Annotated in this window: 11 protein-coding genes; 6 read left to right on the top strand and 5 right to left on the bottom strand. The window is 64.5% G+C overall.

Annotated elements, in window-relative coordinates:
* Positions 1 to 4 precede the first annotated feature (4 nt).
* The gene (locus IRI77_RS06870; protein ID WP_194451332.1) at positions 5 to 2,143 is read right to left on the bottom strand and encodes an ArnT family glycosyltransferase; all 2,139 of its coding nucleotides are present in this window, start codon (positions 2,141 to 2,143) and stop codon (positions 5 to 7) included.
* Between the two features lie 35 nt (positions 2,144 to 2,178).
* Between IRI77_RS06870 and IRI77_RS06865 the strand changes: the two genes are divergently transcribed.
* Entirely contained in the window at positions 2,179 to 3,027 is an 849-nt protein-coding gene (locus IRI77_RS06865) for a sugar phosphate isomerase/epimerase family protein (RefSeq protein WP_194451331.1), read from the top strand.
* Here IRI77_RS06865 and IRI77_RS06860 read toward each other — a convergent pair.
* Genes IRI77_RS06860 through IRI77_RS06850 form a run of 3 tightly spaced genes read right to left on the bottom strand, consistent with a single transcriptional unit; the run spans position 3,024 to position 5,731 of the window.
* Entirely contained in the window at positions 3,024 to 3,521 is a 498-nt protein-coding gene (locus tag IRI77_RS06860; protein WP_194451330.1) for a hypothetical protein, read from the bottom strand. The two genes, IRI77_RS06865 and IRI77_RS06860, sit on opposite strands and share 4 nt — an antisense overlap.
* 39 nt (positions 3,522 to 3,560) lie before the next feature.
* On the bottom strand, positions 3,561 to 5,063 hold the full coding sequence (locus IRI77_RS06855) for a hypothetical protein (protein ID WP_194451329.1): 1,503 nt from the start codon (positions 5,061 to 5,063) through the stop codon (positions 3,561 to 3,563).
* Entirely contained in the window at positions 5,036 to 5,731 is a 696-nt protein-coding gene (locus tag IRI77_RS06850) for an HAD family hydrolase (protein ID WP_323745323.1), read from the bottom strand. The genes IRI77_RS06855 and IRI77_RS06850 overlap by 28 nt, the downstream gene beginning before the upstream one ends.
* 292 nt (positions 5,732 to 6,023) lie before the next feature.
* Here IRI77_RS06850 and IRI77_RS06845 point away from each other — a divergent pair, with 292 nt between their 5' ends.
* Entirely contained in the window at positions 6,024 to 7,109 is a 1,086-nt protein-coding gene (locus IRI77_RS06845) for a Dyp-type peroxidase (RefSeq protein WP_194451327.1), read from the top strand.
* Entirely contained in the window at positions 7,102 to 7,914 is an 813-nt protein-coding gene (locus tag IRI77_RS06840) for a family 1 encapsulin nanocompartment shell protein (protein WP_194451326.1), read from the top strand. Before IRI77_RS06845 ends, IRI77_RS06840 begins: the two co-directional genes overlap by 8 nt.
* 632 nt (positions 7,915 to 8,546) lie before the next feature.
* Here IRI77_RS06840 and IRI77_RS06835 read toward each other — a convergent pair.
* Positions 8,547 to 9,473, bottom strand: a complete 927-nt coding sequence (locus tag IRI77_RS06835; RefSeq protein ID WP_194451325.1) for a C45 family autoproteolytic acyltransferase/hydolase — start codon at positions 9,471 to 9,473, stop codon at positions 8,547 to 8,549.
* Between the two features lie 315 nt (positions 9,474 to 9,788).
* On the opposite strand from IRI77_RS06835, the gene IRI77_RS06830 reads away from it, so the two are divergent.
* The 3 genes from IRI77_RS06830 to IRI77_RS06820 are packed head-to-tail and all read left to right on the top strand — an operon-like array spanning position 9,789 to position 13,638.
* The gene (locus IRI77_RS06830) at positions 9,789 to 10,625 is read left to right on the top strand and encodes an XdhC family protein (RefSeq protein WP_194451324.1); all 837 of its coding nucleotides are present in this window, start codon (positions 9,789 to 9,791) and stop codon (positions 10,623 to 10,625) included.
* Entirely contained in the window at positions 10,622 to 11,230 is a 609-nt protein-coding gene (locus IRI77_RS06825; RefSeq protein ID WP_228486630.1) for a nucleotidyltransferase family protein, read from the top strand. The genes IRI77_RS06830 and IRI77_RS06825 overlap by 4 nt, the downstream gene beginning before the upstream one ends.
* Positions 11,227 to 13,638 carry an AsmA family protein gene (locus tag IRI77_RS06820; protein WP_194451322.1) on the top strand — a complete coding sequence of 804 codons (2,412 nt, stop codon included), beginning with the start codon at positions 11,227 to 11,229 and terminating at the stop codon, positions 13,636 to 13,638. The genes IRI77_RS06825 and IRI77_RS06820 overlap by 4 nt, the downstream gene beginning before the upstream one ends.
* Positions 13,639 to 13,659 lie beyond the last annotated feature (21 nt).

The raw sequence follows: 13,659 nt of genomic DNA, 5'->3' as shown, positions 1-13,659 counted from the left end.
TTCGCTACCGGATACGAAAGAGGCCGATGCTTTCCACCCGATCGACCAGTTCGACGCCCCACACGTCGGGCGAAGCCAGAAACGACTCGCCCACACTCCCGCGGCCGCCGGGTCCGATTCTGACCGCAATCCAGCGGTAGCCCGAGTTCTTTGCGAACAGGATAGCCGAGCGCCGGTACATCCGATTCGCCGGAGCCTGCATCACTGCCCGGTCCGACACCTTTTTCCACTGCCGGTCCATGCGCTGAACGTACATCGCCACCACTCGGTTTGAATCCACGTTGGCCATCATGGCCCACATCCCGTCCAACGGCACGGGCCGGTCGAACCGCAGTTCCCAGGTCATGCCCGCTTTCGATCTTGACCACGACTGCCAGCGGGAGGCCCGGTTTCCATCCACCGCCAGCCAGGCGTCGCCCTGTTCCGGCCACGAGCGCAGGAACCAATCCCTGGAGATCTTCACGGCCCGGCCATCCCTGAGCAGGCCGGCTTCCGAGATGCTCCACGCGGCAGGGAAGGGATTCTCCATGCGGATGCGCACGGCCCGGACGAACTGCTGCGGCCAGTCGCACTGCATGGAGTACAACTGCTCCGGCAGTCGCCCCGCGGCGAGGTCGAGTGCGCCGGCGATGTTGTCGAAGGCGGCGGAAGGCAGCGGGCCCAGGGGAGCGGTGGGCAGGTAGGCATACGGCAGCCCGTACAGATCCAGCAGCGGCTCGTTCGGCTTCAGATGCTGCGCGGCCTTCTTCAGAAAGCTGTATTCGTACAAATTGGCGGTCAGGTAGGAATCTTCGCTTTGCACTCGGAAGGCTGCTTCCCAGGGCAGCCCTTTCAGCCGCCAGGCCCACTGATTGGTGTAGGTATTCATCACCGCCGGCCAGGCAGAGAAAGCGTGCAACAGCACTACCACAGCAAGCAACTGGCGCGGCAGCACCATCGCCAGCGCCAGCGCATAGAACGCCAGGGCAGGCATGATGAACCGCGCCCCCACGTTCTGCGTCCAGGGCAGCGTGAGTACGGCCGCAGCGGCCAGCACCGCCCGGCCTGCTGGTTTCTTCCAGGCGAACAAGGCCAGCGGCAATAGGAGGAATATTGGCCCGATCAGGCCCTGCAGGGCCACGCCGTCCACAGCGATGGACCATGGCAGTTGGCGCCACGAGGCGCCATAGTCGCGCAGATAGGAGCTGAGGGAATTCTCGGTGGCCGCGTGGAACGCGTCATTCGGGAACCAGTTGTTCCCTAAAGGCGCGACTGGATTGCCGGTGAGCAGGAGATCGCGCAACATCCACGGCAGAATCGAGACCAGTGCCGCGGTCAGGAAGACGGCCGCGCCGCGCCAGCGGCGTTTCCAGAGGATCCAGGCGAGCGCCACGATCACCACATGCAGGCCCGTGATCTTTACCGCGTAGCAGAAACCGGCGGCCAGGCCGGCGTAGGCCAACCAGTGGGTGCCCGGTTCGCGCCAGTCTTCGAGGAGCAGAGCAAAGACTGCCACGGTGAAGAAGACTCCGGCGGCGTCGTTGTAGGCGGCCGTACCGCTCATGCCGACGATGGGCGAAAGCGCGTAGAGCGCGGAGGCTCCGGCCGCGGTCTCGCGCTGCAGGCCCAGTTGCGTGCCGATCCGCCAGAGCAGGGGAACGGTGGCGCATAGCAGGAAGAAGTGGAAGACACTGGCGGACGAGTATCCGCCGACTGCCACCGCCGGCGCGAACAGCGTCTCCAGGCCAAGGGGCAGCATCTCGTAGAACCCAATGCGCGCCGCGAAGCCGTGCAGCCGCAACCACTCCGCCACCAGCCCCAGGTGGTAAGTCACCGCATCCGGCTGGACCGGCGGAGCTAGTGCGTTTACGGCATAGAGGACCACGAACGGCGCGAAGACCAGTGTGATCCAGGGGGGCCGGGTCCAGTGCGGGATCCTGCGCCATCCGGGTGTCCCCAGGGCGGCCCCGCCCAGGCACAGTGCGATCAGCGCGGCTTTGGAGGCCAGGCCGAAGAGGAGCAGGAGGAAAACCCCCAGGCTGAGCAACGGAGCCCCGCAGGCCAATGCGTAAGCCCAGTGCGGCTCGCGCCACCGCCACGCGGCTCTGCCCGCGCCCAGCGCACCCGCCGTCACCAGTACTGCCCCTGCAAGAATCCAGGTCACAAATGATAGGATATTCGCAACCACTGGGACTCAGTATGAATCATCGCAGAGACTTCCTAAAGACAGCTTTGGCCGCGCTGCCCGCAGCCGCCCTGGCCAGGACCAATGAAGTGCGCCTCGGCGCGCAGAGCTACAGCTTCCGCGACCGCGATCTCGCGGGCGCCATCGCCGGCTACCAGGCGACGGGCCTGAAATACGTCGAGCTTTTCTCCGGCCATATCGAGCCCACCGGAACTCGGGAGAAGCCGGTGAGCCGCGACGAGATCCGCAAATGGCGGCTCGAAACGCCCTTCAAGCACTTCGAGGACGCTGCCGCCAAGATTCGCGCGGGCGGGCTCACGCTGGTCGCGTATAACTACAGCTTCCGGGAGGACTTCACCGATCCGGAAATTGCCCGCGGCTTCGAGATTGCCAAGGCGCTCGGCGTAGAGTGGATTACCGCGTCCTCGAACGTGACCACGGCCAAGCGCATCGACCCCTTCGCCAAGAAGGCCAAGATCATGGTGGGTATGCACAATCACTCGCGCATCGCCCCCAATGAGTTCGCCACGCCGCAGAACTTCGCCGATGCGATGGCCGGAACGAGCGAGTACATCCGCATCAATCTCGACATCGGCCACTTCTGCGCCGCCAACTTTGATCCGGTGGAGTATCTGGACAAGCACCACGACCGCATCCTGACGCTGCACATCAAGGACCGCAAGAAGAATCAGGGCGACAACATGCCGTTCGGCCAAGGGGATACGCCGATCCGCCAGGTGCTGCAGCTATTGAAGACGAAGGGCTATGACAATCCGCCCATGATCGAGTATGAGTACAAGGCGCCCGATACGGTCGCCGAGGTGAAGAAATGCGCGGACTTCTGCCGCGCGGCTCTCGCTTAGTAGGTCGTGAAACAGAAGACCTGATTGGAACCTTCCGGGGACAGGCAGTATTCGCCGTCCCCGATCACCTCATTCACTTCCACCTTGAACAGGGAGGGCGCCAGCGGCGTCACCATCAGGAAGAGCGGGCGCACGGCGTCCTTCTTGCCGCGTTTGCCCGCCGGTGGGATCACCAGCGAACGGCTGCCGCCCTTCACTTCCATCTTGTACAGGCTGAGGCGGTCCGGATTGATCTTGTCGGACTGGAAGATCATGATGGGCTCGGGCATCGGCGTCTTCGCGGATGAAGTTGTGCCCGGCACCGTGTAGATGGCGCCGTCCTTGCCCTGCGACTCGGTGGCCGTGTTCGATTCCGTCTCCACCAGCTTTCCGGCATGGACGATATAGGGCACGTCCGGCTTGGGCGGCCTGGGCCCCGTGTACTTCTTCTGGGCCAAAGCCACGCCGGCCAGTATCACGACGGCCGCGGCAAGACGCAAAACCTGGATACGCATAAGCTGTATTGTCTCACTGACTACAGATGGACGTGTCCGTCACGCGGTTTCGTCAAGACCGGTCAAAATTCGCTCCAGTTCGAGTTCGTCCACCGGCAGGTGCAGCGTCAGGGCTCCGGGTTGCGCGGTGTCGGACGCAGTGGCGATCAAACCCACATGCGCGGCGTGCGCACGGGCCTTTTCGGCGAATTCGCTCCAGGCCAGGTCTGGTAGCTGCGCCGCGGCCAGGACGGCGTCGAATTTCAGGCGTGAGGCGTATTCCAGGGCCTCGGCCGCGGTCAGCACCGGGATGGCGCGATGCTCCAGCCTGCCCAGCGCCTCCACCACGGGCCGCAGCACGTTGGTGTCCGGATGAACCAGCAGCAGGGTCAAGGGCTTGGACTGCTGCCGGACGCGGCGCGCCGAGGGGCGTGCGGCCGATTCCGTCAATGGCAGTTCAATCTCGAACCGGGTTCCATCTGATGCCGGATCCCGGCGCAGTTCGCCGCCGTGACTTTCGATGATGCCGCGCGCTACGCCGAGGCTCCAGGCTCCTGACTCGGTGTCTTCATTCCAGGCGCTGGAGGCCGCCGAGAACTCCACCGAGAGAACAGCCTGGCTCTCCACCTGGGTGGTCGTGACGATGATGTTTTTGGTGCTCGCGTGCTGGAGAGACTGTTCGGCATGCACCAGCACACTCAAGACGGCCTGCTCCAGTTGACCACTGGAACCCAGCACCGTCAGTTCGCCAGGCGCCAGGTTGACGTCGGCTGCCACGAGTTGCAGGCGCCACGGCTGGGCGCGGAAAGCCGCCAGATTCCGGACTAGTTCGTTTAGTTCGACGGGGCGTACGCGCGCCTGATCCGGACGTCCGAAGGAGATCAGCCGCTCCAGGGTGTCCAGCGCCTGGTTTGCATCGCCCGCCACCTCGGATAGCGCCGGGCCGCGGGCTGCAGCCGAGATGCGCTGCAGGGGAGGCTGCAACTCGGTGGCGATGCTGGAGATCAACTGACCCACCGCGCCCAGTTTCTCGCTGCGCAGCAGTTGGTCTCGCAACTGACGCTGCTCCAGCAGTTGCAGGGCGATCCCCACCTGATTGGCCAGATGCCGGAGGGCGGCCATCTCATCGGCCGGCGGATGTACGCCCTGGTGGGCAGTACACTGCAGCACGCCGCTGCCGGCGCCCTGCGACAGCATCGGGAGGCTCAAGGAGTTCGGGGTCAGGACCGCTTCCGCGGAATCGTGGCAGCGCTGTGCTGCCTTCGCATCTACTGCTTTGCCTGCAACCACTTCCAGTTGCTCGCTGCCCGATTCGGCGACGAAGATGGTGACGGCTTCCAGTCCGGCGGATTCGCGCAGTTTGCCCGCCAGTTGGCTGAGGATCTCGGCTGCGGAGCGGGCGCGGAAGGCCTCCTCACTCAAGGCGTAGATTTGTCCGACGGTGCGGCGCTGTTTCGTCAGCCGGCCCAGCCGCCGCCACCATACCAGTGACGCCAGCAGCATGGACACCACCGCGGTGCCGACGGTCGTCCGGTCTAACGAGGCTCCAGAGCTGAAATCCATGGCAACAACCGCTCATCTAGAAAATCGGGTACAGCCAGGCCGGCCAGCGGCGCTTCCGTCAGCGTCGTCAGCAGGCCCACCAGGTGGGCTCCAGCGGCTTGTGCCGCCTGCATGCCGCCTGGCGAATCCTCAAACACTACACAATTGGCCGGGTTCACGCCCAGCCGGCCCGCAGCCGTCAGATATACTTCGGGGTCCGGTTTTGGCCGGGCCACCTGGTATCCGTCGACGATCGTTTGGAAGCATCCGGCCAAGCCCGCGCCTTCCAGAACGAATTCGACGTTCAAGGGCTCGGCATTGGTGGCCACGGCGCAGGGCACGCCCAGGGCGTGCGCGGCGCGGGCGAATTCCACCACGCCGGGCACCAACTGCGACTGCAGCACGGGCGCCATCATCTCTCGGTAGAGCCGTTCTTTGTCCGCGCCATGGCGGAAAACTTCGTGCTCCGGCAGATCCGGTCCGAAGATGTCATGGACAATCTGGTCGTTCCGCTTCCCCAACATGCGCGCCATGATTCCTTTGGAATCGATGCCGAGCCTGGAAAGATAGAGTTCCCAGGCGCGCGTGTGCAGCACAGTGGATTCAACGATCACGCCGTCCATATCGAAAAGGAATGCGAGACCCGGGGCAACGTGTAGATTCTCGAACACTTGCGGGCATGATAGCATAGCCGGGCGGCGGTCCCGCGGACGAATGCGAGGCCGAGTTCTCCAGTGCAGGCAGCATCGGGCGACGGCTGTGTCCAGGGCTGGAGGCATCGACATGGAGGGCCGAATCGCCTGGCCGGTTTCTCCGATCGCGGACAGAGGTCGCCGGCCCAACTCCTCTTCCTCCCCGGATCCTGCTGTGGGGCCGCCTTCCAGGTGCGAAACGTTCGTCCGGGTGAGTGCCAACGCGGAGATTGCCCATCATGAAAATGCGATAATACGACGAAAGACCGGGCAGATCGAAATTGCACTTATGGACACTCCCAGCGAACTGAACGAGGTCGTTCTCCCACAGCCTGTGGTGGGTCCGCTGACGCGGGCGGCGATTTTCCTGGTGGTGTGCATCCGCCAGGACGAGGCCGCCTATACGGACTTGCGCGCCTTCTGCGCGGACCTCTCCGGGCTGATTCGCGCAGTGGAGTTTCGCGACATAGAAGCGGGCCTGACCTGCATCGCCGGATTCGGCTCCGATGCCTGGGACAAGCTCTTTGGGGCGCCTCGTCCCGCCGAACTTCATCCGTTCCGGGAGATTCGCTCCGGTACCCGCCACGCCGTCTCTACTCCGGGCGACATTCTGTTTCACATTCGCGCCAAACGGATGGACCTGTGCTTCGAATTGGCCATGCAGATCATGGACCGGATCGGGGACGTGGTGTCTGTGGCCGACGAGGTGCACGGCTTCCGCTATTTCGACGATCGAGACGTGCTTGGCTTCGTCGACGGCACCGAGAATCCGCGTGCGGATGCGGCGCGCGAAGCAGCCATCGTCGGCAGCGAGGATCCCTCCTTTTCGGGAGGCAGCTACGTCATAGTGCAGAAGTATCTTCACGACATGAAGGCGTGGAATGCGCTGCCGGTCGAGGTGCAGGAACGCATCATCGGCCGCCGCAAGCTCTCCGATGTGGAACTGAGCGACGCCGAGAAGCCGACAAACGCGCACAACGCGCTCACCAATATTGAAGAAAACGGACGACAGCTCCAGATTCTGCGGGACAACATGCCGTTCGGGCGTCCTGGACAGGGCGAATTCGGAACGTACTTCATCGGCTACAGCCGGACACCGCGGCCCACTGAGCTCATGCTGGAGAACATGTTCGTCGGCCGGCCGCCGGGCAACTACGACCGGCTGCTCGACGTTAGCCGCGCCGTGACGGGCAGCCTGTTCTTCGTGCCGACGGCGTCTTTTCTGGATAACGTCACTGACGGCACGCCGCTGGTGGAGGAAAGCGCGGAGGCGCCGGCCACCGGCCCAACCCCGCCCGCACCTTTACCTGAGCCCAGCGCGCCGCGCGATTCATCACTAGGAATAGGATCTCTGAAGGGAGTGAAGGATGAATAACCTCCACCGGGAGTTAGCGCCGATTTCCGACGCCGCATGGGCTCAGATTGAGGAAGAGACATCGAGAACGCTGAAGCGCTATCTAGCCGCGCGGCGCGTCGTGGATGTGCCCGCCCCGGGCGGAATCGCCTTGCCTGGAGTGGCCACCGGACATCTGAAGACGATTGCCGCTCCTGCTGAGGGGATCCTCGCCAAACAGCGTGAGGTGAAGCCGCTGGTGGAACTGCGGGTGCCCTTCGAATTGTCCCGCCAGGATATCGACGATGTGGAGCGCGGTTCCGAGGACTCCGACTGGCAGCCTGCGAAGGACGCCGCGAAAAAGCTGGCCTTTGCGGAAGACCGGGCCGTCTTCAACGGCTACCCGGACGCCGGCATCCGGGGCATTCGCGAGTGCACCAGCAATCCCATCGATACGCTGCCCGCCGATGTGCGGGATTATCCGGATGTGGTGGCGCATGCCCTGAGCCAGTTACGGCTGATGGGCGTCAACGGGCCCTACTCCGTGGTGCTGGGCGCGGAAGAGTATACGGCGCTTGCGGAAACCCGAGATCACGGATACCCTGTGCTCGAGCACGTGAAGCGCATCGTGGATGGCAACCTGATCTGGGCTCCGGCGATTGAAGGCGCATTTGTGCTGACCACCAGAGGCGGCGACTTTGAGCTGAACGTCGGCCAGGACATTTCGATCGGCTATCTCAGCCACAACGATTCCACCGTGCAGCTCTATCTTCAGGAGACGTTTGTCTTCCGCGTGCTGACGACGGAAGCTGCCGTTGCGCTATCGCCTTCGCAAAAACTAGTCTGAACGGATCGTGCGCCAGTGCCGGGGGGGGCGCAGAAACCGCTGTGCCCTCCGCGCCGCCAAAGCAGAGGCCGGTAGACGTTCGGCCCCAGTCCCATAAAGGCGTTTGTATACCTAACTCACCAGCGCAGGGGCGCTCCGCTGCAGACTGACGATCCATGGCCCCAAAACGGTTTGTCATATCCTATAAGGACGGCACAACGGAGCGCATCACTGCTGATGTCGGGGATGAAGATGAAGAAGCTGATGGATACGTCTTCTTCGTTGACTCGAAGGGTGCATCGTGGGCCTGTTCGCCAAGGAAGTCGTCCAGTCATGGCGTGAATACTTGGGCGGGACTCTGGATGTGCCAAGTATTTAGCTGCCCACTTTAGAGTTGGGCTCGCCACGTTGCTTCACGGGAGTGGCCACCCGGTTAAGGTCTGTCCCTACCGGGGCTCTGAAATGCTCATCGCCTTTCCGGAGTATCCAAATCGGTGGTGAGAGCCGATCCACTCACTCATCTCGTGGAACTGCTCCCGTTCGCTGGACGGCGCATCCGGTCACCGGCCAGGGCCAGTTGCCATCTGCTAGGGCAGCGGCACGTCACGGGCAATCACTGAGCGCCCCGCCCAGCTACCCGCCGAAAAAACCCCTCACTTCACCGCACACAACCCCGTCCCCGCCTGGAATACCATCTGCTGCACCGTCAGCCCCATCCGCACTTCCGGATCGCTGAGGCACGCGAAGCACTCCGCTGCATCTTTCGGTTTTTGGGATGCCACCAATGCCGATGCCCGGTCGTAACGCCGGCAGGCGCTCGCCTGCAACTCGGATTCGAACCCGCGCAACCCTGTTCGCAGCATTCTGTAGTCATTCGTCACGAAGATGGCTCCGTTCTCCGGCCGGCGCACCTCGGCGCGCGTCGGAGTTCGCTCGATGACCACCATCTCTCCTTCGCGAACGCCAGTCAGCAGCAACAACGAGTCAGAGGCCAGGGGGATTGTTCGAAGCGTGTGCAGCACGGCTTCGAAGTTCTCCGCTTCTTCCAGCACCTGCCGCAGGGCAAACACCACCGGCGCCGCCGCCTGCAGGGGCTCATCGCTGATCACGGCATTGAGGGTGACGGCAAACCGGTTCTCCGCGACGCCGGAGAATGCGCCCACAAAACCCGGCCAACCGACCGTCCTGAAGCGTCCGGCCGGCCCGCCCACAAACTCGGTTTCCAGCGTGTGGCGGCGAAGGACATCGTTTTCACTCCACCAATCGAGGTTCCTTGCGTGGAGCGGCCCATTGGGAGTGTCCACGGCAAACGCGGTGCATCCCACCAGGACGGCCTTCAGGGCGTCGTAGTATAGATTCCCAGTGACCACTACGTCGACGGGCACTCCGGCGGCGCTCGCGATGCCTTCCATTTCGGCCCAATAGTCGGCCCGAACGATGGGCCGCGCCATCCCGGCGACAACCGCTGGCTGCAATCCGAGATCGCGTTGATACACAGCTAGCAGCTCGCGTGCCGCATCCTGCTGGGCGGTGGAGAGTTGCCATCGCGTTTCCGCCGGCCTGTGTAGATCCACGCGCATTGCTTAAGGCTAGCAGCCGTCTGGCCGAACCATCATCGCCGACCACCGGTTGGAGAACGGCCTTTCCGGCGCGAGAGATGCGGCCCGGCCGTAGTTCACCCTGCTTCTGCCGTGGAGTCAACCACAACCCAAAAGGATTGGCAGGAACCCCGCTCACGCCCCGGCTCCGGCTGCAATCGAGGAGCGCCATGGATTCCCCCGCTGCACATTCTCCGAACGAAGCCACGCTTGTCTCCGTCAGCCCAATCCAGCCCGCGCCCGCCCCCGGAGAGGAATAACCTGCCTTTCCTCGCCCACACGATATAATTCTAGGGAATGGACGTACTTGAAGAACTGGTGCGATTGCGCCGTGCCGGCCAGAAGTGCGCCCTGGCCACTATCGTACAAGCCAACGGGTCGATCCCCAGCTACACCAGCGCCAAACTGCTGGTGCGTGAGGACGGCTCCATCACCGGCACCATCGGCGGTGGCTGCGTCGAGGCCGAAGTCTGGACCGCGGCCCGCGAAGTCATGGAGACCGGCAAGCCGCGCCGCCTGAACTTCTCACTGGGCCAGGATGCCGCTTACGACAACGGCCTGATCTGCGGAGGCCAATTGGAGGTTTTCATCGAACCCATCGAGCCCCAGCCGCGCGCCTTCATCTTCGGCGCCGGACACATCTCCAAGAGCCTCTGCCAGGTCGCATCGCTGATCGGCTTTGCCACCACCGTCGTCGACGACCGCGAGTCGTTCGCCAACCGCGAGCGCTTCCCCATCGCCGACGACATCCTCGCCGGAGAGTACGAGGAACTCTTCCCGCAGCTCGAAATCACATCCTCCTCTTATCTGGTGATCGTCACCCGTGGCCACCGCGACGACATGCGCATCCTGCGCTGGGCCGTCACCACCCCGGCTCGCTACATCGCCATGATCGGCAGCAAACGCAAGGTGATCGGCGTGGTCCGCGAGCTCGAAAAAGAGGGCATCCCCGCCGAAAGCTTCCAGCGCGTTTCGGCCCCCATGGGTCTGGATATCGGCGCCCAGTCGCCGGAAGAGATCGCAGTCAGCGTGGCCGCCGAGATGATTGCCGTCCGCCGGAACTCCGAGTCCGGCTGGCGCGCCCTGTCCAAGTCCCTGCATGCGAGCGACGAAGTGCGAGCGCTCCAGAAGTGAACCCCGCTTTACTCCAGCCCGCGGCCGTGCTCCTCGCCGCAGGAGCCTCCTCGCGCATGGGGCGCCCAAAACCGCTGCTCGAATTCCATGGCGAGACCTTCCTTGATCGCCAAATTGCGCTATTCCGCGCAGTCTGCGCTCCCGTAGTTGCCGTGCTGGGCCACGCCGCGCCCGAGATCGCCGCCGGACTCTTGAACGCCGACCTCGCGACGCTGGTCCTCAACCCACAGCCGGCCCGCGGCCAGCTCAGTTCGCTCCAATGCGGCCTGCGCGCCCTGCCGCCCTGCTCGTCCGTTTTCTTTCTGCCCATCGATTCGCCCGGCGTCCAGCCCGGCACGCTACGCCGCCTGCTCGCGGCGCTCCACTCTTCGCCCGAATCCGATATCGTGATTCCCAGACATTCCGGCCGCCGCGGCCACCCTGTGTTGATGCGTTATACCCTGATCCCTGAATTCCTCGCGCTCGCTCCGTCCGCCACCGCCCGCGAAGTGGTCCACGCCCACCTGGGCACGACGCTCTACGTGGACGTCGACGACCCCGCCATCCACCTCGACATCGACGATCCGGCCGCCTACCAGGCGCTGCTGGCGGAGGTCCGCCCATGACCATCCGCTGGGGCCGCGTCGCCCTCATCTGCACCGGAATTGCGGTTCTGACCGGAGTGGCCGGCCTGGTCGCGCCTGAGCTCGACGCGGGCCGCATGCGCGCGCCGCTCGAATCCGCCCTGCGCGAGACGCTCGGCCGGCCTGTCGAAGTCCGCGAAGTCCGCTATCAGGTGTTCCCGAAGCCGGGCCTGTCCGCGACCGACCTCGTAATCCCCGACGAACCGGCCTTTGGCCTGGAGCCCCTCGCCTATGTCGGTGAGATGCAGGCCGGCATCAGTTTCACCAGCCTGTTTACGGGCCGCCTGCGCATCTCCTCTGTCCGCCTCGTCGACGCCAGCGTCAACCTCGCCCGCAAGGACGACCTGGGCTGGAACTTTGCCCGGCTGCTGAGCCGCATGGCCACGAACGTCAAGCAAAGCGGGTCCGCTCCGGCTGTTGAGATCCGCGAAAGCCGCATCAACTTCCGCACCGGCACGCTGAAGTCGCCCCTCTTCCTGAACGGGGTCGACCTCGACATCGACCCGCCGGACGCCACCGGGGGCTCGCTGCAGTGGCGTTATGAGGCCTCGCCTGCCCGCACGGACCGCGCCGAAGAGGGCTTCGGCCGCTTCACCGGCAGCGGCAAATGGCGCGCCGCGGGCGGCGGCGACGGCACCCTCGCGGTGGAACTGGAACTCGACCGCAGCCCGATCGGCGAGTTCCTCACCCTGCTCACCGGCCACGACCTGGGCGTGCAGGGCCGCTTCAGCACCCGCACCTCCCTCGACGGCCCGCTGAATAACATGACCGTCAAAGGTTCGGTCGAACTCGAAGACGTCGACCGCTCCACATTCTTCGGACTCCGCGGCAACCAGTGGGCGCTGGCCTACGAAGGGACTTTGAACCTGCCCGGCGAGACCCTCCAGATCGCCACCCGCAAGCCGCGTGAGAAGGCCCCCCTGCCGCTGATGGTTCAACTCGAGTGCCGCCGCCTGCTGCTGGATCCCCAATGGAGCGCCGCGTTCGCCTTCGACGAGATCCCCGCGCCCGCGCTGCTGGACTTCGGCCGCCGCCTGGGCGCCAAACTGCCGGAAGAGCTCACGGTGCTCGGCAAGGTAGTCGGCTCCATCACCTACTCCCAGGCGAAGCCGCTGGAAGGCAGCGTCGAGCTGCGCGAGGGGAAAGTCACTCTGGGGGCGGCCGGCCCGCTGGCCTTCGAAACCGCCCAGGTCTCCCTCGCTGGCGAGGGCGTCTCGCTCGCGCCGGTCAAGGTCGCCACACCCGGCGGCCACCAGGCGGAGATCTCCGGAGCGTGGGAGATGACCTCCGAGGCGCTGAGTTTCCAGATCGATTCCGAAGGGTTGGCGTTAACTGAGCTCCAGGCGGCCATCTCCAGCCTGAAGGACGTCGCCTCCGTCCCGCTGCTGGCGGCCTGCACAGAAGGCGACTTGCGCGGCGCGCTCAGTTACGAGCGTACGGCCCAGAATGTCGACCACCCTGTTGCCGGAGGCTGGTCTGGAGAAGTTGGGCTTGACCGCGTCCAGTGCGCCCTGGATGGGGCTGCCCAGCCCGTCGTTCTCGAAGCTGGCTCCCTGGCGCTGAAGCCCACCCAGTGGAGCCTGCGGAAGGCTCGCGGCCTCTTCGGAAAACAGCCCTTTCAACTCGAACTGGCCCATTCGGGGCTCGTCAATGCGCGGCGCCCCTACAAGTTCAACCTGAAAATCGATGAGATCCAGGGTGCCGACATCGATCAGTTTCTGCGGCCCGCACTCCTCACCCGGCGCGGTTTCATCGACAGGACCCTGCGCCGCGCCCAGCCCGTACCCGCCTGGCTGCGGGCCCGCCACGCCGAGGGGGACATCCACATCGCAGCCCTCAAGCTCGGCGAGGAAACGCTCTCCAACTTTGCCGGCCACGCCTATTGGGACGGCGCCGCGCTGGAACTGCCCGACGTCTCGGCCCGCTGGGATGACGCAGCCGTCTCCGGCCGGATCCGCCTGAACCTTGGGGGGGAACGGTTCGATTACCGGCTGAAGGGCCACGTGGATGGGTTTGAATGGAAACAGGGGACGCTCGACTTCGAGCTGGATGCTCGCGCCTCCAGCCTGGCTACACCGTTTTCGCCAAACCTTCGGGGTACGGGCCAGTTCACGGCCCGTTCAGTGGATCTGGGCGACGATGCACTGAAACAGGTCTCCGGCTGCCTCGATTTTGACGGCCAACGCGCCCAGCGACTGAAGATCGGCTGCCTGGAAGCCCAGCATGGCGGCGAGTGGATGCAGGGCCAGGGATGGGCCGCGGCCGATCCCAAAGGCGACCAGAAAGTCATCGTGGATCTGACGGGCGCTCACCGTGCCCTGCGGCTGACGGGCACCCTGCAGCCCCTACAGTTTGAGTCCGCAACAGGCGATAGCAGCCGAACGCGCTAAAATTCGAGCGAGGGTTGATGA

This window comes from Paludibaculum fermentans (genome assembly GCF_015277775.1).
In the GTDB taxonomy this organism is placed as follows: Bacteria; Acidobacteriota; Terriglobia; order Bryobacterales; family Bryobacteraceae; genus Paludibaculum; species Paludibaculum fermentans.
This window is presented reverse-complemented; position numbering and strand designations above follow the sequence as displayed.